This window comes from uncultured Mesonia sp. (assembly GCA_947499595.1).
GTDB classification, from domain to species: domain Bacteria; phylum Bacteroidota; class Bacteroidia; order Flavobacteriales; family Flavobacteriaceae; genus Mesonia; species Mesonia sediminis.
Map to the genome: position 1 here is coordinate 80,984 of CANMOY010000007.1, position 20,305 is coordinate 101,288.

19 protein-coding genes are annotated in these 20,305 nt (G+C 37.1%); 6 read left to right on the forward strand and 13 right to left on the reverse strand.

Going from position 1 to position 20,305, the window contains the following annotated elements; genetic code table 11:
• Window positions 1-42: 42 nt before the first annotated feature.
• The 5 genes from fabD to ACH2AZ_RS09550 form a co-directional block, all read right to left on the reverse strand.
• Window positions 43-924 (reverse strand): ACP S-malonyltransferase, encoded by an 882-nt coding sequence (gene fabD / locus ACH2AZ_RS09530; RefSeq protein ID WP_394907668.1) that lies wholly within the window; start codon window positions 922-924, stop codon window positions 43-45.
• 123 nt (window positions 925-1,047) lie between these two features.
• Entirely contained in the window at window positions 1,048-1,548 is a 501-nt protein-coding gene (locus tag ACH2AZ_RS09535) for a pyridoxamine 5'-phosphate oxidase family protein (protein WP_394907669.1), read from the reverse strand.
• Between the two features lie 78 nt (window positions 1,549-1,626).
• Window positions 1,627-2,472 (reverse strand): fructosamine kinase family protein, encoded by an 846-nt coding sequence (locus ACH2AZ_RS09540; RefSeq protein WP_394907670.1) that lies wholly within the window; start codon window positions 2,470-2,472, stop codon window positions 1,627-1,629.
• 6 nt (window positions 2,473-2,478) lie between these two features.
• Window positions 2,479-2,961 (reverse strand): dihydrofolate reductase, encoded by a 483-nt coding sequence (locus ACH2AZ_RS09545; RefSeq protein ID WP_394907671.1) that lies wholly within the window; start codon window positions 2,959-2,961, stop codon window positions 2,479-2,481.
• A gap of 4 nt (window positions 2,962-2,965) precedes the next feature.
• Window positions 2,966-3,418 (reverse strand): 2TM domain-containing protein, encoded by a 453-nt coding sequence (locus tag ACH2AZ_RS09550; protein ID WP_394907672.1) that lies wholly within the window; start codon window positions 3,416-3,418, stop codon window positions 2,966-2,968.
• A 60-nt stretch (window positions 3,419-3,478) separates the two neighbouring features.
• Between ACH2AZ_RS09550 and ACH2AZ_RS09555 the strand changes: the two genes are divergently transcribed.
• Window positions 3,479-4,564, forward strand: coding sequence for an aminotransferase class V-fold PLP-dependent enzyme (locus ACH2AZ_RS09555; protein WP_394907673.1), 1,086 nt, complete (start codon window positions 3,479-3,481; stop codon window positions 4,562-4,564).
• 5 nt (window positions 4,565-4,569) lie between these two features.
• Here the strand turns inward: ACH2AZ_RS09555 and egtD are convergent, their stop codons facing one another.
• From egtD to ACH2AZ_RS09595, 8 genes are all read right to left on the reverse strand, one after another.
• On the reverse strand, window positions 4,570-5,541 hold the full coding sequence (egtD, locus tag ACH2AZ_RS09560) for an L-histidine N(alpha)-methyltransferase (RefSeq protein WP_394907674.1): 972 nt from the start codon (window positions 5,539-5,541) through the stop codon (window positions 4,570-4,572).
• Between the two features lie 17 nt (window positions 5,542-5,558).
• Window positions 5,559-6,725, reverse strand: a complete 1,167-nt coding sequence (gene egtB / locus ACH2AZ_RS09565; protein WP_394907675.1) for an ergothioneine biosynthesis protein EgtB — start codon at window positions 6,723-6,725, stop codon at window positions 5,559-5,561.
• A gap of 243 nt (window positions 6,726-6,968) precedes the next feature.
• Complete coding sequence (locus ACH2AZ_RS09570) at window positions 6,969-7,367, reverse strand: energy transducer TonB (RefSeq protein ID WP_394907676.1); 399 nt, start codon at window positions 7,365-7,367, stop codon at window positions 6,969-6,971.
• A 9-nt stretch (window positions 7,368-7,376) separates the two neighbouring features.
• Entirely contained in the window at window positions 7,377-8,201 is an 825-nt protein-coding gene (locus ACH2AZ_RS09575) for a thymidylate synthase (RefSeq protein WP_394907677.1), read from the reverse strand.
• 227 nt (window positions 8,202-8,428) lie between these two features.
• A complete protein-coding gene (locus tag ACH2AZ_RS09580; RefSeq protein ID WP_394907678.1) occupies window positions 8,429-10,120 on the reverse strand; it encodes a NupC/NupG family nucleoside CNT transporter in 1,692 nt (563 codons plus the stop codon).
• Window positions 10,121-10,122: 2 nt separating this feature from the next.
• On the reverse strand, window positions 10,123-10,755 hold the full coding sequence (locus ACH2AZ_RS09585; RefSeq protein WP_379042650.1) for a bifunctional nuclease domain-containing protein: 633 nt from the start codon (window positions 10,753-10,755) through the stop codon (window positions 10,123-10,125).
• A gap of 100 nt (window positions 10,756-10,855) precedes the next feature.
• Window positions 10,856-11,824: an electron transfer flavoprotein subunit alpha/FixB family protein gene (locus tag ACH2AZ_RS09590; protein WP_394907679.1), complete on the reverse strand. Its 969-nt coding sequence runs from the start codon at window positions 11,822-11,824 to the stop codon at window positions 10,856-10,858.
• Window positions 11,825-11,860: 36 nt separating this feature from the next.
• On the reverse strand, window positions 11,861-12,607 hold the full coding sequence (locus ACH2AZ_RS09595; protein WP_394907680.1) for an electron transfer flavoprotein subunit beta/FixA family protein: 747 nt from the start codon (window positions 12,605-12,607) through the stop codon (window positions 11,861-11,863).
• Window positions 12,608-12,770: 163 nt separating this feature from the next.
• Between ACH2AZ_RS09595 and ACH2AZ_RS09600 the strand changes: the two genes are divergently transcribed.
• From ACH2AZ_RS09600 to ACH2AZ_RS09620, 5 genes are all read left to right on the forward strand, one after another.
• Window positions 12,771-13,754 (forward strand): pyruvate dehydrogenase complex E1 component subunit beta, encoded by a 984-nt coding sequence (locus ACH2AZ_RS09600; protein WP_394907681.1) that lies wholly within the window; start codon window positions 12,771-12,773, stop codon window positions 13,752-13,754.
• 53 nt (window positions 13,755-13,807) lie between these two features.
• Window positions 13,808-16,300 carry a DUF5686 family protein gene (locus ACH2AZ_RS09605; protein ID WP_394907682.1) on the forward strand — a complete coding sequence of 831 codons (2,493 nt, stop codon included), beginning with the start codon at window positions 13,808-13,810 and terminating at the stop codon, window positions 16,298-16,300.
• A gap of 86 nt (window positions 16,301-16,386) precedes the next feature.
• Complete coding sequence (locus ACH2AZ_RS09610; protein WP_147861112.1) at window positions 16,387-16,896, forward strand: inorganic diphosphatase; 510 nt, start codon at window positions 16,387-16,389, stop codon at window positions 16,894-16,896.
• A 109-nt stretch (window positions 16,897-17,005) separates the two neighbouring features.
• The gene (locus ACH2AZ_RS09615; RefSeq protein ID WP_394907683.1) at window positions 17,006-19,243 is read left to right on the forward strand and encodes a sodium-translocating pyrophosphatase; all 2,238 of its coding nucleotides are present in this window, start codon (window positions 17,006-17,008) and stop codon (window positions 19,241-19,243) included.
• A 30-nt stretch (window positions 19,244-19,273) separates the two neighbouring features.
• Window positions 19,274-20,281 carry a phosphatase domain-containing protein gene (locus ACH2AZ_RS09620; RefSeq protein ID WP_394907684.1) on the forward strand — a complete coding sequence of 336 codons (1,008 nt, stop codon included), beginning with the start codon at window positions 19,274-19,276 and terminating at the stop codon, window positions 20,279-20,281.
• The last annotated feature ends 24 nt before the right edge of the window (window positions 20,282-20,305 follow it).

The following is a 20,305-nucleotide window of genomic DNA, read 5'->3' on the forward strand; positions in this document are numbered from 1 at the left end:
ATTTTATGCAAAGCTACTTCTTTTAATTGTTAAAATAAAATTTTATAGTTCAGCGGCGAAGGTTGGCATCTTTCGATCTACTTTTTTAATAAGCCCCTGCAAGACTTTACCTGGTCCCACTTCGGTAAATTGTGTCGCTCCATCATTAATCATTTGTTGAACACTTTGCGTCCATTTAACCGGTGCGGTCAGCTGAAAAATCAAATTTTTCTTTATTTCATCTGGATTGGTTACCCCAAATGTGGTAACGTTTTGATATACTGGGCAAGTAGGCGTATTGAACTGTGTCTCTTCTATGGCTTGCGCTAGTTCTTCGCGTGCGGGCTCCATAAGTGGCGAGTGAAAAGCGCCTCCTACGGGTAACAAAAGCGCTCGTTTAGCTCCTTTTTCTTTAAGTGCAGCACAAGCCTCCTCTACTGCCTTTGTTTCTCCAGAAATCACTATCTGTCCTGGGCAATTGTAGTTAGCAGCTACTACTGTTCCTTCTATGTTTGCGCAAACGGCTTCAACCATTTCATCTTCTAAACCTAAAACAGCGGCCATTGTAGAGTCTTGGAGCTCACAAGCTTTCTGCATTGCTTGCGCACGCTTAGCTACTAACTTTAAAGCATCTTCAAAACTCAAAGTGTTGTTAGCTACAAGTGCAGAAAATTCCCCTAAAGAATGACCTGCAACCATATCTGGTTTTCCTGCTTCGCCTAAAATCTTATGCATAATTACCGAATGCAAAAATATAGCCGGTTGTGTTACTTTGGTTTGCTTTAAATCTTCAGCGCTACCCTCAAACATAATATCGGTAATAGAAAATCCTAATATCTTATTCGCTTTGTTGAACAAATCTTGTGCTTCAGGATATTTTTCATATAAATCTAATCCCATGCCGGGATATTGAGCTCCTTGTCCTGGAAAAACATATGCTTTCATAGTCATGTTATTTAGTTGGGGCAAAAATAAGAAAAAAGATAGCTTGTAAAAATTAACTTTTTATAACGCGAAATTAATTTTCCTTGCATTGTCTATTTTGGTGTCTAGTAATAAGGAACTGACTTATAAATTTAGATGTCCTTTGTTTCCTATATCTTGTTTTTCACCAGTTATGCTACCCTTTGCTATTTTTAAGAAGCTAATGAATTTATTGGTTTTGGTATCCCAATAATAAGCGTTAGTAGGCGTAAACTTAAGCGCAGTTAAATTAGGATCATCTACACCATTAAACCAATTATCAGAAATACTTGTGTATAATTCGTTTAAAATGGTATCCTCCAACACAATTTTCGTTTCGCCATAAACCGATACAAAGGTATTGGCTTGGGTATCGTTGTAGATGAGTTGTGTGTTTCTGGATTGAGTGATGTTTTTATTGTGCTCACTGTCACCAGGACTTAAAAACCAAATATTCCCTTCTTCGTCAATCTTTTTTTGTGTCATAGGATTAGCATGAATGGGGCGCTTATCTAATCCCGTAAGCATCATGCAAGTTTCTATTGAGTTTGTTAGTTTTTTTAATTTTTCAAGGGCTTCTTGATTGTTTTTGTTTACAGTACTCATGTTTTTTCTTTAAAGTTACAATCGAAAGCGACAGCCTACTGTTTAAAAATTATTAAAAAAACGACTCTATTTGTTAATTTACCTGTATTTTGTTATTATTTCTTGGCAAGGATTGTAGTATGATTTGCCAAAAATATTTAAATGAACCAGCAAGTAATAAAGTTTCCAAATAGCTAAATCTTTTTTCCAACTTGTGGGCATGGGGTAAACTTCATCGTAACTATCTACCCAAGACGAATCAAATCCGCCAAATAACTCCATCATAGCCCAATCCATAGCACGTGGACCAAAGCAACAAGCGGTGTCAATTACACTAGGACGCCCTTTTTCATCAGATAGTAAATTTCCGTGCCACAGATCGCCGTGAATCAAAGCCGGCTTTTCATCTGGAATAAGATTCTCTATATTCTTATAAAAACCATCGAGAGCGTTAAAATGAAATCCTTTTTTACGCGCTAACTCAAATTGTGGTTCTAATCGATTGTGAATAAAAAAATCGACAGTCTTTTGTTTTTTCGGAGCGTTCGACTGCTTTAACTGCCCTATATAATTATCAAAATGCAATCCGTATAAATCCTTAGTTGTCAAGTGAGTTAAAGCGAGCTGCCTACCAAATATTTCCCAAAAATCACTACTTTTAATTTGGTTGGGCATATATTCCATCAAATAATAATGAGCCTTTTTTATCTTGTTAATTTGAGTGATCTGTGGCGTTTTTAATGCAGCCTTTCTTCCATAAAAGCGGAGCGAATCGGTTTCTTGTTGGCATTGCTGCAGAGCGCTTTTACCGGTAAAGACTTTAAGCACAAATTTAACCTGATTGATGTCGGTAATAAGATAAACTCCAACTTGTTCGTTTTGGCTAATGCAAGTTTGGTTGCCTAATCTAAATTGTTCTTTTTTTGCGATCTGACTGATCAACATTGGAGTTTAAATTTTGATATAACTGGTGAAGTAGAAACTATATGCATGTTTATCGTCTGCCGGGTGGAAATTTTGTTTTGTGATTCTCCAATTTTGTTTATTAAAACGAGGAAAAAAGGCATCTGCTTCAAAGGTGGCGTTTACCCAAGTTAACTCTAAGCGATCTGCTTTTTCTAATCCTAAAGCATAAATCTCACCTCCTCCAATTATAAAGCAATCTTCTTCTTTAGGAACTTGTTCTAGCGCTTCTTCTAAAGAATGTACCACTAACGCACCTTCCTTTTGATAGTCTTTTTGTCGAGTAATTACCAAGTGTCTTCGATTAGGCAGTGGTTTTGGGAATGATTCAAAGGTTTTTCGCCCCATTATAATAGTATGATGTGAGGTGATTTTCTTAAACCTTTTAAAATCATCTGGTAAGTGCCAAAGAAGCTCATTGTCTTTTCCTAAAGCAAAATTCTGCCCAATTGCGGCAATCATAGTAATCATAAAATTATTGATTATAGGGTTTGATGCGGTCTAAATCGTCATCCTTACTTAAATCATCAGTATTACTTGTTTTAAAATGAGGCAAAGGATATTCCTTATCTACTCTTTCTTGAAGCTCTGCAATGCGCTCTTTTTGCTTGGCTACCAATAACTCTAATTGTTTATTCTCCCAATCCTTGTCCATAAACTTACTCATCAATAACACATTTATAGTGTGAATTAATAAAATAAAAAGCCACAGCACAATCGCCCAAACAAACCAGTCGACGTCAAAAAGCCTGAAATCTTTGCCAAAACCAAGAACTAAGTTTAGTAGAATGAATAAAATGCTACCTGCCAAGAAAAACACGAAGTGTCGAGATAAGTTTTTCTTTTGTTTAATGCGGTGTTGTGCATTCTCTATAAGCTGTTTTTGCTCAGGATCGATACTGGGTTTTTTTGTCGATGAAGGAGCCATAATGTTTAGATTAATTTGATTATATTCAAATGTACTATTTTTCTATATAAAACAAGAGGCATGAACAATTTAGACCAACTTTTTCCTGGGCTTTCAAATAGCGTTTATCTCAACACCCCGGCTATGGGTCTTATTCCTCAAAATGTTTATAATTATAAGAAAGATATACTTGATTTACACCTGCAGCATCCGACAAGGTATTTTGAAAATTATGATTCCCAATTGAACCAAGTAACTAATTATTTAAAACGCTTGCTACGAGTTAAAACAGGGAATATTGCTTTTACCCCTAACTTTTCATTCGGATTTCACGGGGTGTTGAGTGGTATTTCGCCTAAAAGCAAAATTCTGGTTATTGAAAATGAATACCCATCAATTTCCTTAGCCGTTAAAAAATGGGGTTTTCAATTTTGTGAGGTAGCGCTTAAAGCGGATGTTGAAGAAAGCATCATTGATGCCTTCAATAAAGAACAACCTGATGTTTTTATATTTAGTATCATCCAATATTTGAATGGTTTAAAGTTAAACGCAGCTTTAATTAAAGACTTAAAGCAAACCTTTCCTAAAACCCTTTTTATAGCCGATGGTACTCAATTTTGTGGTACCGAATTTTTCAATTTTGAGGAATCAGGTATAGATATCTTGGGTGTTAGTGCTTATAAATGGTTACACGCCGGTTGGGGGAGCGCTTTTTTTATTTTCCGTAAAGGATTAGAAATGCGTGTACAGCCAAAAACTATAGGCTCAAATGCTGTAAATAAAGAGAGCTCTTTGCAAGCTATACCTCTACATAAAAAATTAGAACCTGGGCATTTAGATTTAATGCAGCTGGGTTCATTGGCGCCTGCTTTAGAGACTTTTTTTGAAATCGGCGAAAAAAAAATCTACAAAAAAATTGAGAAAATTAGTCGAACCGCAAAATCAGCCTTTGCTGAGTTGAACTTATTAGAAAATCAAATTCTAAAACAGAGAACATCTTCTCCCATATTTAATTTGCAGATAGATACTAGAAATTTAGCCTATTTAAACAACCAAAATATTATTTGTGCGCAGCGTGGTCAAGGAATTCGTGTTGGTTTTCATTATTATAACAGTATTCAAGACTTAAACTATTTGCTAAAGGCGCTTAAAACTTTACCTTATTAAGCAAATCATGCTTTTTTCTTGAAAATATAATTCTTATAATAAGCGCGTTGATCGGTAAAAGTATTGACTATCTCTAAGCCAGCTTTATTTGCAAGCCAAGCTACGGTGGCATCGTCATACTTTTGACTTATTTCGCAATGTATGCTTTCATAAGCTTCAAAATTTACGGCAAGATCTAATTTTTTAATGTGCACTTGTTGTGCTTCTTGACAAACTAAGAAGCTTTTGGCGGTACCGGTTTCTGGGTTATAAGTCTCCCAATGTTTAAATTGATCTACATTAAAATTTGCATCCAACTGTTTATTGATGCGGTGCAATAAATTTTTATTGAATTCAGCGGTAATACCGGCAGCATCGTTGTAGGCATTAAGTATTACTTGAGGGTCTTTTTTTTGATCAAATCCCATAAATAGCAAATCGTCTTTTTGCATAGACTTTTGAATATTCTTCAAAAAAAGAATTGCTTTTTTATGGTTTAAATTGCCAATATTTGATCCTAAAACAAGGAGAACCTTTTTACGTTTTATATAGCGCTTTAAGCGCTTTAAAACTTTGAAATAACTTCCCTGTAAAGGTTCTATATGTAAGTCTGGGAGTTCTAGTAACAACCTCTCTTGCAAGTCTTCTAAACTATGAAGGCTAATATCAATTGGTAAATAGGAGAAATTTGCATCCGCTTTAAGCAAGCCTTCTAAAATAACTTTTGTTTTTTTTCCATCGCCTGCGCCAAGCTCAATTAAATCAAATCCTGCCTTGTTGTCAAAAATTGAACATAATTCTTTTTGATGAGTGTTTATAATTTCATGCTCGCAGCGGGTCAAATAATACTCGGGCATATGCATTATTTGTTGAAATAACTTATCGCCTTTTTGGTCATAGATATATTTACTGTCGAGATATTTAGGATAGCTGCTTAATCCTTTTAAAACATCTTTTTCAAAATCGCTTTTTAAGGATTTTATTTTGGTTTTTTTCATAGTGTTTAGTCCTGTTGTTATTTTGCGAGTCTTAAGCCTGTATATTGCCAGCGCAGTTGAGGATGAAAGAAATTACGATAAGTTTTTCGCGTATGATTTTTTGCGGTGGCAATAGAGCCGCCACGCAGTACCTTTTGGTTGACCATAAATTTACCGTTATACTCGCCTAAGGCACCTTCGGCTTTTTTATATTTAGGATAGGGTAGGTAGGCACTTTCTGTCCACTCCCAACGCTGACCCCAATTAAAAAGGTGTTGGGCTACTTCCCATTCAAATTCGGTAGGTAGGCGTAAGTTTTTCCATTGGGCAAAAGCAAAGGCTTCATAATAAGAAATATGGGTAAGCGGAGCCTGTAAATCAATGGGTTTTAAACCGGCTAAAGTATATTGGTACCATTCTTCATTTATTAAATGCCAATAAGCTGGGGCGGTAATTTTCTCTGCTTTAAGCCAATCCCAAGCTTCGGCATGCCAGAGTAGGACGTTTTGGTACCCGCCACTATTAATAAAAGCTAGGTAATCTTGATTGGTAACCAATTTGTTAGCGATGAAGAAATCTTGTAAGAAAACGCGATGTTCTGCTTTCTCATTATCGTAAGCAAAATCTGTGCTGGTCTCAGGCAGACCTATTTTATATAAGCCTTCAGGTACTTGTAACCATTGCAGCGATTGATTTTCTGTAGCATTTTCGATGAAATCCTTGTCATAAGCGGGTAATAAAGGATTATTACCTAAAATATATTTTATGTCTGTGAGCAGTAATTCTTGATGTTGTTTTTCGTGATGTATTCCTATTTGAAAGACAGCATCTAGATCTTTATTTATTGCATGTTGTTCTAGAAACGCGCAAATTTCTTTAGTCACATATTTTCTATAGTTGTACACTTCTTCTACGGTTGGCCGCGATAAATTACCTCGATGGGTGCGGATAACCTTTTCGCCCACACTCTCATAGTAACTGTTAAAAACAAAAGCGAAATCTTGATCATAAACTTCATAATCTGGTTTATGCTTTTTTAAGATAAATTCTTCGAAAAACCAAGAGGTATGACCCAAATGCCACTTGGGCGGAGATACAAATTCAACAGGCTGTATGACATAGTCTTCCACTTGAAGCGGACTGCAAATTTTTTCAGATTGTTGGCGAGTGTTTTTAAAGAGTTGGAGTAAAGCGTCGTTTTGCATGCCAAATGTATCTTTTTAAGGTCTTTCTCAAAGTTACAATTTAAAATGAATCAGAATGTTGTTAATGTGTTAAGGGCTTGCTAAAACTGGCTCAATTTAAGCTTGCTTACCTCCATTAGGCAATAATCCCTATGTTTTCAAATAAGGCAAGTCATTTTTTTATTTCAGTAATAATTAAAAACCAAATCTCTTATGACTTAGCTGATAGGGTCTTTAAAAAAGTAAAAAAAATCCGCTTTAAGTTTAAAAATTAAAAGGTACCGCGTAGCTAATTGCTCGGGGTTCGCCGTTAAGGCTTCCAGGTTGCATTTTAGGAATGCTAAGAATTATTTTTTTAGCTGCTTCTTGCAAATAAGGCGCACCGCCAGAAACTTTTTTTATAGCCGGTTGGCCTTGTTTGTCAATAATAAAACGAACTATTACTTTGCTGCCTTTATCAGCTGAGGTATATTCTTCAGGGAAGGTGAAATTTTGTTGAATATGCTTGCTCAACATTTTATTAAAGCAATCGGCTTTAGCCTTTACTTCTTCACACCCCGGCCAGATAGGAGCGATTTCTTTGCTCGAAACCGTGTTGCCGTTCACCTGAGAAAAAGCAAATGGAGATGAAAGAATAAAAAGAAGTAAAATAAAGCGTTTCATAGTATAAGTTTAAATAGCAACCTTTGCTTTTATGCCAGGATGCGGATTGTAGTCTTCTAATGTAAAATCAGAATAAGTAAATGAGAAAATATCTTTAACCTCTGGATTAAGAATCATTTTAGGGAGCGGTCTTGGTGATCTGCTTAATTGAAGTTTTACCTGCTCTACATGGTTGTTATAAATATGTACATCGCCAAAAGTATGAATAAAATCTCCCGGTTCATATCCGCACACTTGAGCCATCATAAGTGTTAAGAGCGCATAAGAAGCAATGTTAAATGGCACACCCAAGAACACATCGGCGCTGCGCTGGTACAATTGGCAAGACAACTTGTTATTGGCTACATAAAATTGAAAAAATGCATGGCAGGGTGGTAATGCAGCTTTATTTTGGGCTACATTCTCGCTAAACGATAAATTAGTATTAGGCATAACACTCGGGTTCCAAGCACTTACCAGCATACGCCTGCTATTCGGGTTGTTTTTTAACGTATTTACTACTTCTTTGATTTGATCTATTTCTTCGCCGTTCCAATTGCGCCACTGGTGACCATAAATGGGTCCCAAATCACCATTTTCATCGGCCCACTCATTCCAAATTCGCACACCATTTTCTTGTAAATATTGAATATTGGTGTCGCCATTTAAAAACCACAACAATTCGTGAATAATTGATTTTAGGTGTAGTTTCTTGGTGGTTACCATAGGAAAACCTTCACTTAAATCAAATCGCATCTGGTATCCAAAAACAGATTTTGTACCCGTACCCGTTCGATCTCCCTTTTGGTGACCCTGAATTAAAATGTGCTCTAATAAATCGTGGTATTGTTTCATAGTTTAATAAGTTGGGCGTTCACACGCCTAAAAAAGTCGTGTGGCAGGCTTTCGTGAGTCGCTTTTTTTGTGTTTAAGGGTAAAAATAATAAATAATCACTACAAAACATCTTCTAGATGCTTAAAAAACATCGGTACAAAAAAGAGCTCCAACAATCACTCAATCCTTAACGCAAGCAGGGTTTTATGAAAATCTATGAAGAAAATTTAAACTTTAAAAAGTGATTTTAGCCAATTATCATTCCAGCAATGGTAGCCGAAAGCAATGAAGCTAAAGTTCCTCCTATAACCGCTTTGATACCAAATTTAGATAAGGTTTCTCGTTGCCCTGGCGCTAATGAACCAATACCACCCAATTGAATACCGATAGAAGCAAAATTAGCAAAACCACAAAGCATATAAGTAGCCATAATGATTGATTTTTCATAGGTAAGGCTTAATCCCGTTGTGGCATCTTTCAATTCGGCCAATTGAATATAGCCCACAAATTCACTTGCTGCTAATTTAATACCTAGTAATTGCCCCATAAGCATAATATCTTCTTTGGCAATACCAATGAGCCACATTAACGGCGCAAAAACAAATCCAAGTACCGCTTCAATTGAGAAGCTTTGATAGGGGGTGTTTTCTGCTAAAAAAGCATTGAGGTTTGTCCATTCCCCAATTTTTCCAAAACCATAATTTACCATCGCAATAAGCGCTACAAAAACAAGTAGCATTGCGCCCACATTGGCTGCTAATTTAAGCCCTTCTGTAGTCCCGTTAGCTATGGCGTCTAGGATATTGGTACCTATTTTATCTTGAGAGACTTCAACTCGAGTATCTATTTTTTCTTGTTGCGGATATAAAATTTTAGAGATGATAATGGCACCTGGAGCAGCCATTACCGATGCAGCTAATAAGTGTTTTGCAAACTGCAAACGAACTACGGGGTCATCACCGCCTAAAAAACCAATATAAGCCGCTAAAACTCCACCAGCAACTGTGGCCATACCGCCTACCATCACCAATAAAATTTCAGATTTGGTCATGCGCTCCAAATAAGCCTTAATCATTAAAGGTGCTTCGGTTTGTCCTAAAAATATATTACCGGCAACGCTTAGGCCTTCGGCACCAGAAACCCCTAGTAGCTTGGTAAGCATCCAGGCTAATCCTTTTACGATAACTTGAATTACACCTAAGTAGAATAATATTGAGGTAAGCGCTGAAAAGAAAATTACTGTTGGCAATACTTGAAACAAGAAAATAAACCCGTAACTATTTACATCCATAAGACCGCCCAATAAAAATTCGCTACCAGCAGCTGTAAAATCAAGAATTTTTACGAATATTTCACCAACAAATTCAAAAGCAACTTGAACCCATTTTACTTGTAAAACCCCATAGGCTAATAACAATTGAGCACTAAGCCCAGCGCCAACGGTTTTCCAGTTTATAGCTTTACGGTTACTGCTAAAAAGAAAGGCGATAACTAGTAAAGAGAACATCCCTAGTATACCCTTCCAAAGACTTTCAATAGAGAATCCTTGACTGGGAATAGCTGTTTTTTGAGGCGGTGCTACAATAGTTTCTTTGGCTTTTTGGCGAGTAATATAGGTGTATTCTCTATTGTTTGTTTTTAGGGTGAGTAAACTATCAGATAGTTGCTTTACTCTATATTTCTGGATTTTTTCTGAATTGTTTTCGGGGATAAAGAGCAGAAGAAGGTCGTTTTGATATAGAAAATCCCCTTGCTGACTAGTTTTTAATTTTTTCTGCTGATACTCAAATAAGCCATCTTTTAAATTTAAACGGTCAATAGCTAAGCTGTCGTTTTGATGGGGGGCAAGCAATTCCCATTGCTTCTCAATCGATTGGGCGTTTATTCCTAGTACACCTACCCAGAAAAAAAGCAGGCTTATTACAATATGGCGTTTCATAATTATTGTCTTTTAGAGATCTCGTCGCGCAGTCTAGCTGCCTTCTCGTAGTCTTCTTTTTTTACCGCTTCTTCTAATTCTTTCTCGAGCTGTGTAATACTTTTATGCGCAAAATCTCCTTTTGGTTTTGAGGCAGAACTTTGTTCTTCTTCTGTGTCTTCTTGATCTTCATCAAAAATAAAATCAGCAGAGGTCGATTTTTCTTCTGGGGTTTGTTGTTCGGGTTTTAAATAAATGCCTGCTTTGTCTAAAATATTTTCATAAGTAAAAATAGGTGCATTAAAACGAAGTGCCAGTGCAATGGCATCACTGGTACGCGCATCGATAATCTCTTCAATTTTATCGCGTTCGCAAATAAGGCTGGAGTAAAACACTCCATCTACCAATTTATGAATTATGACTTGTTTAACTTGAATATCAAATCTATCTGCAAAAGTTTTGAATAAATCGTGGGTTAGTGGTCTTGGCGGTTTAATATCTTTTTCTAAAGCAATGGCGATTGACTGGGCTTCAAAAGCTCCAATCACAATGGGTAATTGACGCTCGCCATCAAGCTCGCTTAATAGCAACGCGTAAGCGCCGTTTTGGGTTTGGCTATAGGATATTCCTTTTATGGTTAATCGCACTAAACTCATAGATTTTGCAATTTAAATGCTTTTCAATAAAAAGGCGGTCTAAACAAGGACAAAAACCTATTTAGACCGCCCTTTAAATAGGGGCACAATTTATAAAAAATTATGCGTTATTCGCTTTAAATTCTTTTAATTTTTCGGTTAGCTTTGGTACAACTTCAAAAGCATCACCTACAATACCGTAGTCTGCTGCCTTGAAAAATGGAGCTTCTGGATCATTGTTGATAACCACCTTTGTTTTTGAAGCGCTAACACCTGCTAAGTGCTGTATGGCACCAGAAATACCTATTGCGATATAAAGGTTAGAGGCTACAGGTTTACCGGTTTGTCCTACGTGCTCGCTGTGGGGTCTCCATCCCATATCACTTACGGGTTTCGAACAAGCCGTTGCCGCGCCTAAAACATCGGCTAAGTCTTCAATTAAGTTCCAGTTTTCTGGACCCTTTAGGCCACGTCCGCCAGATACAACAACTTCGGCATCTGCGATGGTAACTTTATCTGTTGCTTTATCTACGCTGGCTACTTCAATATTAAAATCTTCTTCTTTTAGGTTGGGTGAGAAGCTGGTTTCCTCGGCTGCGGCCGAATTTTCTTTTAAGCCATAAGCGTTTTTAGAAACTCCAATAATTTTTTTATCGGTAGTTATAGCGGTATGATTAAAAGCCTTATTGGTAAAAACGCTTCGCTTCACCGTAAAACCGTTTTCTATTCCAGGTAATTCAACAACATTTGAGGCATAACCGGCTTGTAATTGAACAGCCAAAAGCGGAGCAAGATATTTATCGTTTGCCGTTTGGCCTAATACCACAACATCGGCGCTTGCTTCTTGAGCGGCTTGCGCAATAGCATCGGCGTAAGCTTCTGCGTTAAAGGTTTTTAATTTATCGTTCTGTATGTGTAAAACTTTAGCTACGCCATAATCACCTAAAGCTTTTGTGTCTTCGGCATTAAAGGCAACTGCAGTAACATCGGTTCCCATTTTTTCAGCTACTCCTTTAGCATAAGAAGCGGCCTCGAATGAGGCTTTTTTAAATTTTCCGTTTTCGGTTTCGGTATATACTAAAATTGACATTTTTTTAATTTTTTAATTCAACAATTACGCGGGGTTTTAGATTACTTTTGCTTCGTTATGCAATAGATCTATTAATTGGTCTAGATTGTCTTCTTCAATTATTTTAACCTCTCCTTTTGGTGCTGGCTTTTCAAAACTTTTAGTTTGGGTAAAGCTTTCGGTAGAACTAGGCTCAACCACGTTTAATGGTTTCTTTCTAGCCATCATAATACCACGCATATTTGGTATTTTTAAATCGCTTTCTTCTACAAGACCTTTTTGTCCGCCTATCACTAAGGGTAAACTAGTTTTTAGGGTTTCTTTTCCTCCATCTATTTCTCGAATAGCGGTGGCTTGCTTTCCTTCTACTTCCAAGCTCACGCAGGTGTTCACAAAGTTAGCTTTTAAGATTTGCGCCATCATTCCGGGAACCATACCTCCGTTATAATCGATAGATTCTCTTCCTGCAATGATTAAATCGTAACTGCCATCTTGTGCTACTTTAGCCAGCTCTTTGGCTACTTGGTAACCGTCTAATGCTGGTGTGTTTACGCGAATGGCGTTGTCTGCCCCAATTGCCAAAGCCTTACGTAGTGTAGGCTCTGTTTCTGGTCCGCCTACGTTTACAACGTCTACGCTAGCTCCTTGTTTTTCTTTGAACCACATAGCGCGTGTTAAACCAAATTCGTCATTCGGATTAATGACAAATTGAACGCCATTGGTGTCAAATGCTGAATTGTTATCGGTAAAATTTATCTTTGAAGTAGTATCGGGTACGTGACTTATGCATACTAAAATTTTCATGCTTTCAAGTTTTTTTAATTTATGCGTTGCGAATATACAAAAAAACTGTAAAAAATACTATGCGTGCATAGTAAAAATTTAATAAAATGCAGTAGTTTTATGACGTAGATATACCTACTTTTGCTTTTTTTAGAAAGAACACGAAATAAATTGTAATTAGATTATGAGAACAATACAATTCAGAGAAGCGATTGCCGAAGCTATGAGTGAGGAAATGCGTCATGATGAAAGCATTTATTTAATGGGGGAAGAAGTAGCAGAATACAACGGTGCATATAAAGCTTCGAAGGGAATGCTTGATGAATTTGGACCAGAACGCGTTTGGGATACCCCAATCTCAGAGGCTGGTTTTAGTGGTATTGGTGTAGGCTCTACCATGACAGGTACAAGGCCTATTATAGAGTTTATGACCTTTAATTTTTCGCTGGTAGGAATAGATCAGATTATCAATAATGCGGCAAAAATTAGACAAATGTCTGGCGGGCAGTTTAATTGCCCTATAGTTTTTAGAGGACCTACAGCTTCGGCGGGTCAATTAGCAGCAACACACTCTCAGGCCTTTGAGAGTTGGTATGCCAATTGTCCTGGTTTAAAAGTTATTGTTCCTTCAAATCCTTACGATGCTAAGGGACTTTTAAAGTCGGCTATTCGCGATGACGATCCGGTTATTTTTATGGAAAGCGAGCAAATGTATGGTGATAAAGGTGAGGTTCCAGAAGAAGAATACACCATTCCAATCGGGAAAGCAGATATTAAAAGAGAAGGAGAAGATGTAACCATCGTTTCTTTTGGGAAGATTATAAAAGAGGCTTATCAAGCGGCAGAAGAGCTAGAAAAAGAAAATATTTCTTGTGAGATTATCGATTTGAGAACGGTACGCCCTTTAGATTATGAAGCAATCATCAAATCCGTAAAGAAAACCAATAGATTAGTTATTCTAGAAGAAGCTTGGCCTTTTGGTAATGTTTCTACAGAGATTACTTACCACATTCAAGAAAATGCTTTTGATTATTTAGATGCGCCCATTTTAAAAATTAATACCGCAGATACTCCAGCGCCGTATTCGCCAGTTTTGTTAAAAGAATGGTTACCAAATAGTGAAGACGTTGTTAAAGCAGTAAAAAAAGTTTTGTATAAAGACGCATAAATAAATTATAGATTTATATTTGAAACTTCATCTTCAAAAGATGAAGTTTTTTTATGTCTAAAATCACAGTTTTTTTATGCTGTTTGTGTACTGTTTTTACTTATGCACAAACAAAGGTAGGAGGTAAGGTAACCGATGAACAGGGAGAGCCTATACCCTTTGTAAATGTTGTTTTTACAGATTCTAGTGAGGGTACCATAACCAATGATGATGGCACTTTTTATTTGCAATCTGAAAACACATATTCTAGCGTAGTGTTCTCTTTCGTAGGCTTCGAGACTAAATCGTTAACCTTAAACAATGCCGTTAACTATAAGCTAGATATCGTGTTAAAAGAGGAGGCCAGTGCATTATCTGAAGTGGTCATTTATCAGGGAAAAACCTCAAAAAAGAACAATCCTGCTATTGATATCTTACGTAAAATATGGGCCAATAAACGTAAAAATGGCGTTAAACTTTTTGATCAATACCAATACAAAAAATACGAAAAACAAGAATTTGATCTAAATACTATTGATAGCAACTTGATTAAAAGTCCAATTTTTAAAGGTATGGAGTTTATCTTTAAAGAAACAGACACCAATGCGGTAACTGGTAAAACCTATTTGCCAATTTTTTTAAATGAGGCCGTGTATCGCGTTTATGGGGATAATAAATTAAACAAAGAAAAAGAAATTTTGCTTGGCAATAAAAATTCTGGTTTTAGCGATAACCAAACCTTAATTGCCTTTGTTAAAGATTTGTATGCCGAGTATGATGTTTATGATAATTACCTTAAATTTTTCGATAAAAGCTTTGTTAGTCCGCTAAGCACAACGGGTATTGATAACTATAATTACGTCTTGGCCGATAGTGCCTTTGTAGATAATAAGTGGTGTTACAAAATTGTCTATTATCCTAGAAGAAAAAATGAACTTACTTTTAAAGGTGATTTTTGGGTAAACGATACTACTTGGGCGATTAAAAATATCAAGTTACAAGTTACCAAGAGCGCCAATATAAATTGGGTAAAAGAAATTTATATTGAGCAAGATTTTAAGGTGCTAAATGATTCTGTATTTTTAATTACACGAGATCATTTTATGTCTGACTTCTCCTTGAATAAAAAACAAGAATCACGTGGTATTTATGGCAAGCGTACAACACTGTATGACGAATATGTATTTGACCAAGAGAAAGGAGCGCAATTTTACAAATACCAGCCGCAATATTATAACGATCACGTTTACAATCGTGAATCTAACTTCTGGGAAAACAACCGTTTGGAAGAGCTAAACAAAGATGAGCGCCAAGTGTACGTAATGTTAGATACGCTTAAAACCGTAAAAGCTTTTCAGCGATTGTATAATGTGGGCTCTATTTTAGCCTCAGGTTATGTCGAATTTGATAATTTTGATTTTGGTCCCATTTTTTCAACCTTTGGCTATAATGATGTCGAAGGCTTGCGATTGCGTGTAGGCGGACGTACCTATTTTGGCAGGAACGATCCTTGGCGAATCGAAGGTTACACTGCTTACGGATTAAAAGATAACAAATTTAAGTATGGTATTTCGGGAAAGTGGTTGCTTGATAAAAAAATGCGGCTTATAATTTCGGGTGGTAACCGGCGAGATGTGGAGCAATTGGGGGCTAGCCTTACTAATACTAATGATGTTCTAGGGCGTAGCTTGGCTTCTTCATCGTTAATTACCATAGGGGCCAATACTAGTCTAACCAATATCAATCTAACTACGGCGGCACTCTCTTTTGAACCATTTAAAAATTTTAATGTTCGCTTTGGCGGATCTTTTCGCACACTAGAGTCGGCATCAAATCAATTTAGTTTAGCCTACTTTACGGATGAAGCTAGAACACAGATTGAAAATAAAACACGTCAAACGCAATTTTCAACCATGTTAAAATACACTCCCAAACGCAAAACAACAGGTTATGGTGTAGAGCGAATAGTGGTGAATGATGGTGATTATCCTGAGTTGTTCATGAATTATTCATTAGGTTTAAAAGATGTGCTTTCAAGCGATTTTGATTATAAGAAATTGCAGTTTTATTACAGACATCCTTGGCAGTTGGGAGGCTTTGGTAAGTTAACAACAACTTTAGAAACTGGTAAAACTTATGGTGAGGTGCCATTGAGTTTACTTAATGTGGTGCCGGGAAATCAAACCTTATTTTCTATATACGGCAGTTTCCCGCTTCTAGATTTTTACGAGTTTGTAACCGATGAGTATGCAAGTTTGCACATCGAGCATAACTTTAACGGTCGATTTTTTAGCCGAATTCCTGTGGTGCGCGACTGGAACTTACGAGAAATTATTAGTGTACGAGGAGTTTACGGCACACTATCGCAAGCCAATCGAGATTTAAACGCCAGTGCTTCTAATCCTATTTTGCTGGCTCCAGATCAAGACCCTTACTGGTCTTGGAGTGCGGGTATCGGTAACATTTTTAAGATCTTTCGAATCGATTTTCATTTCCGTGGAAACTATTTTCAGAACCCAGAAGCACGCTCTTTTGGAGTTACGGGAGCCTTCGGTTTTTATTTCTAAAAAAGTACTACAGAACGAGTTATATTTCTTAAATTTGCAATCTTGAATTTTTTGAAATAAATCTAATTTTTAAAAATAAACGAAAAATGACCTTTGATGTATTGATTGAAATCCCAAAAGGGAGCAGAAATAAATATGAATACGATTTTGAGTTAAAGAAAATTCGTTATGACAGAATGATATTTTCATCAATGATGTATCCTGCAGATTACGGTTTTGTTCCTGAAACATTAGCATTAGACGGAGATCCATTAGATGTTTTGGTTTTGGTTACTGAGCCTACCTTTCCAGGCTGCGTAATGGAAGTTGCTCCTATTGGTGTATTTCATATGGCCGATGAAAAAGGTCCCGACGAAAAAATTATATGTGTGCCAGTTAGCGATCCTATTGCAAACAAAGTAGATGACCTTTCTGGATTAAACCCTCACTTAATCAAAGAGATTGAGCATTTCTTCCGTGTGTATAAAGATTTAGAAGAGAAGAAAGTTGATGTAGGCGGTTGGGGAGATGCCCAAGAAGCTAAAGAAATTGTACGTAAATGTGTAGAAAGATTTAAAGAAAGCGACGTGCCAACAGCCGAAGTAAGTATTAAATAACAGTATAATTTATATTATTAAAAAAGCAGCATTTTGTAAAAAGTGCTGCTTTTTTTGTTATTTATTAAAAAGAAAAACTTAGATTTAGTAAATTAAAAATCAATAATTTATGAAATCTTTGGTCTTTTATCTGCCTATTTTGTGTGCTGTTTTAGGTATTGTTTTTATGCTATTTAAAGCCGTTTGGGTTAAGAAACAAGCGCGGGGAGATGCAAGCATGCAGCGCATTTCTAAGAACATTAAAGCAGGTGCTTTGGCTTTTCTTCACGCAGAGTATCGTTTACTATTAATTTTTGTGATAATTGCCGCAGCGGCCTTATTTTTTGTCTCCACGCAAGTAAGTTCAACTCATTGGATGATTGTTCCCGCTTTTGTTATAGGAGCTTTTTTTTCTGCATTAGCAGGAAACATAGGAATGCGTATAGCTACAGAAGCCAATTCTAGAACCGCCGAAGCAGCCAAAACAAGTCTGCCTAAAGCTTTACAAATTTCGTTTAATGGAGGTACGGTTATGGGCTTAGGGGTAGCAGGCTTAGCCGTCTTGGGGCTAAGTTTATTATTTCTTTTTTTTATCAACCAATTTTTAGGAGATACAAGTAGTTTCTACTATGATATGACCCTTGTTTTAGAAACCCTAGCAGGTTTTTCTTTAGGTGCCGAGTCTATAGCATTATTCGCACGAGTTGGCGGCGGTATTTATACTAAAGCAGCCGATGTAGGTGCGGATTTGGTTGGGAAAGTTGAAGCTGGAATTCCCGAAGATGACCCAAGAAATCCGGCTACAATTGCCGATAATGTTGGCGATAACGTAGGAGATGTGGCAGGTATGGGTGCCGACTTATTTGGTAGCTATGTAGCTACCGTTTTAGCGGCTATGGTATTGGGTAACTATTTGATTCGAGATATGTCTATCTCTACTAGCTTTACAGACGATTTTGGTAATATGGGACCTATTTTACTGCCGCTACTAATTGCAGGGGTTGGTATTCTCGCCACGATTTTAGGAACTTTCGTTGTAAGAATTAACAGCAACAAAGCTAAAGAGCCCCAAGTTCAAGCCGCTTTAGATCGTGGCAATTGGATAGCTATAGGTATTACGTTACTTGCTACTTGGTTTTTGATAGACTGGATGCTTCCCGAAACGCTTGAAATGTTGTTTTTTGGTCAGGGAATGCAACGCATACCTGCAACGCATGTTTTTTGGGCAGCAGTAATTGGGCTGGCAGTAGGAGCACTTATCTCGGTGGTTACGGCATATTATACCAGCCTGGGTAAAAAGCCAGTTATGAGTATCGTGAAAAATAGTTCTACAGGCGCAGCCACTAATATCATTGCAGGTTTGGCGGTTGGGATGAAATCTACTTTTGCTTCCGTTTTGCTTTTTGCGGTGGCTATTTTTAGTTCTTATGCACTAGCAGGATTCTATGGGGTAGCTCTAGCCGCTTCAGCGATGATGGCAACAACGGCTATGCAGTTGGCTATCGATGCATTCGGACCCATTGCCGATAATGCTGGAGGAGTAGCTGAAATGAGCCAATTACCAGCACAAGTGAGAGAAAGAACAGATATTTTAGACTCTGTAGGAAACACAACTGCTGCAGTAGGTAAAGGTTTTGCAATTGCTTCGGCTGCCTTAACTGCCCTGGCTCTTTTTGCAGCTTATGTTACCTTTACAGGTATTCAGGGTATCAATATCTTTAAAGCAGATGTTTTAGCTACTTTGTTTGTAGGCGGTATGGTTCCCGTTGTTTTTTCGGCTCTAGCCATGGAATCTGTGGGTAAAGCGGCCATGCAAATGGTTAAAGAAGTGAGAAGACAGTTTAGAGAGATACCGGGAATTTTAGAAGGTACAGCCGAACCCGAACACGCAAAATGCGTCGCTATATCTACGCAAGCGGCTCTAAAAGAAATGATTTTACCAGGGGTATTAACACTCATCAGCCCTATACTTATAGGTTTATGGCTGGGTGCAGAACCGCTTGGTGGTTATATGGCAGGGGTTTGTGTTTCGGGAGTAATGTGGGCTATTTTTCAGAATAATGCGGGTGGAGCCTGGGATAATGCTAAAAAATCTTTTGAGGCAGGAGTGCTTATCGATGGTAAGAAAATGTACAAAGGCAGCGATGCACATAAAGCGGCCGTGACAGGAGACACGGTAGGCGATCCTTTTAAAGATACTTCTGGCCCTAGTATGAACATTCTTATTAAACTTACATGTCTTGTAGGCTTGGTTATGGCACCTCTAATTGCCGAAGTACAGCATGAAGAGCCGCGTAAGGCTCAATTAGACAAAAGCTTGAACAATCAAAAAGAAAATATTATTTTGGTAAAAACAAAATCCAATTAAGCGTCAACAGGCGTTTTAAAATATTTTACCTTGAAACAATTTCTTAAATTTCTTCGGTTGTCTAAACAAGTCGATCACTTGTATATTCAGTCGTTTTCAGGTTATGCTTCCGCGGATGGCTTAAGGGTGGCGGGAAGAGTGTTAAATCATAAACCGAGAAATAGTAAAACAGATATTTCACCTTCTGCTTGGCGGGCTAGTTTTGCCAATTTTAATACCTATGAAGTTGAAAATGTTCAAGTAACGCTTTGGTATAATGAGAAACCTTTGGCTTGTTGTTTAACCAATAGCGAAGGATACTATTTTTTTGAAGTTCAAGTGCCGTGGGAAGAAGCAATAGAAAAGCAAACAAAATGGCTGCCCTATAGAATACAATGCGTGTACCAAAAAATTGCCCAAGAGAAGAAATGTTGGTTTTTACAGCCTAATTCTAATTTTGATTATGGAATTATTAGTGATATAGACGACACACTTATTCATACTGGGGTGAATTCCTTTTTAAAATGGGAACTGATAAAAAATTCTATTTTTACTCTTGCAGAAGAAAGAGTGCCTATTGACTATGCGAGTCAATTTTATCAAGCTTTACGAGCCCAATCTAAAGGGGTAGATCGACCATTTTTCTATTTAAGCAATAGTCCATTTAATTTATATAGTTACTTGCAAGTTTTTTTACGCATTCATAAATTCCCCAAAGGGGTATTATTATTACGGGATTTTCCTAACCTATGGCGGCAAATGGTTAACCGAGAAAAACCGCATAAACAAAAAGAAATTTTACGCATCTTAAACGCATTTCAAGATAAAACTTTTGTTCTTATTGGTGACAGTGGCGAGCATGACCCTAGTATTTACACTGAAATAGCACAAATATATCCAGATAGGATAGAGGCTATACTATTAAGGCGAGTAAAAAGTAAATCTAAAATGAGGCTCGCCAGTCGCATTGTAAGTAAATTTAAATCCACTCCTGTGGTCTTTTTCTCAAATGGAGAAGAAGCTATTACAGCGGCAAAAAAAATGGGCTTAATTCAATAAAATTAAGCCCTATAAGGTAATTTC

Bases quoted from the DNA above. Each gene is read 5' to 3' on its own strand.
- fabD (WP_394907668.1), bottom strand. From the start codon at position 924: ATGAAAGCATATGTTTTTCCAGGACAAGGAGCTCAATATCCCGGCATG.
- ACH2AZ_RS09535 (WP_394907669.1), bottom strand. From the start codon at position 1,548: ATGAGTACTGTAAACAAAAACAATCAAGAAGCCCTTGAAAAATTAAAA.
- ACH2AZ_RS09540 (WP_394907670.1), bottom strand. From the start codon at position 2,472: ATGTTGATCAGTCAGATCGCAAAAAAAGAACAATTTAGATTAGGCAAC.
- ACH2AZ_RS09545 (WP_394907671.1), bottom strand. From the start codon at position 2,961: ATGATTACTATGATTGCCGCAATTGGGCAGAATTTTGCTTTAGGAAAA.
- ACH2AZ_RS09550 (WP_394907672.1), bottom strand. From the start codon at position 3,418: ATGGCTCCTTCATCGACAAAAAAACCCAGTATCGATCCTGAGCAAAAA.
- ACH2AZ_RS09555 (WP_394907673.1), top strand. From the start codon at position 3,479: ATGAACAATTTAGACCAACTTTTTCCTGGGCTTTCAAATAGCGTTTAT.
- egtD (WP_394907674.1), bottom strand. From the start codon at position 5,541: ATGAAAAAAACCAAAATAAAATCCTTAAAAAGCGATTTTGAAAAAGAT.
- egtB (WP_394907675.1), bottom strand. From the start codon at position 6,725: ATGCAAAACGACGCTTTACTCCAACTCTTTAAAAACACTCGCCAACAA.
- ACH2AZ_RS09570 (WP_394907676.1), bottom strand. From the start codon at position 7,367: ATGAAACGCTTTATTTTACTTCTTTTTATTCTTTCATCTCCATTTGCT.
- ACH2AZ_RS09575 (WP_394907677.1), bottom strand. From the start codon at position 8,201: ATGAAACAATACCACGATTTATTAGAGCACATTTTAATTCAGGGTCAC.
- ACH2AZ_RS09580 (WP_394907678.1), bottom strand. From the start codon at position 10,120: ATGAAACGCCATATTGTAATAAGCCTGCTTTTTTTCTGGGTAGGTGTA.
- ACH2AZ_RS09585 (WP_379042650.1), bottom strand. From the start codon at position 10,755: ATGAGTTTAGTGCGATTAACCATAAAAGGAATATCCTATAGCCAAACC.
- ACH2AZ_RS09590 (WP_394907679.1), bottom strand. From the start codon at position 11,824: ATGTCAATTTTAGTATATACCGAAACCGAAAACGGAAAATTTAAAAAA.
- ACH2AZ_RS09595 (WP_394907680.1), bottom strand. From the start codon at position 12,607: ATGAAAATTTTAGTATGCATAAGTCACGTACCCGATACTACTTCAAAG.
- ACH2AZ_RS09600 (WP_394907681.1), top strand. From the start codon at position 12,771: ATGAGAACAATACAATTCAGAGAAGCGATTGCCGAAGCTATGAGTGAG.
- ACH2AZ_RS09605 (WP_394907682.1), top strand. From the start codon at position 13,808: ATGTCTAAAATCACAGTTTTTTTATGCTGTTTGTGTACTGTTTTTACT.
- ACH2AZ_RS09610 (WP_147861112.1), top strand. From the start codon at position 16,387: ATGACCTTTGATGTATTGATTGAAATCCCAAAAGGGAGCAGAAATAAA.
- ACH2AZ_RS09615 (WP_394907683.1), top strand. From the start codon at position 17,006: ATGAAATCTTTGGTCTTTTATCTGCCTATTTTGTGTGCTGTTTTAGGT.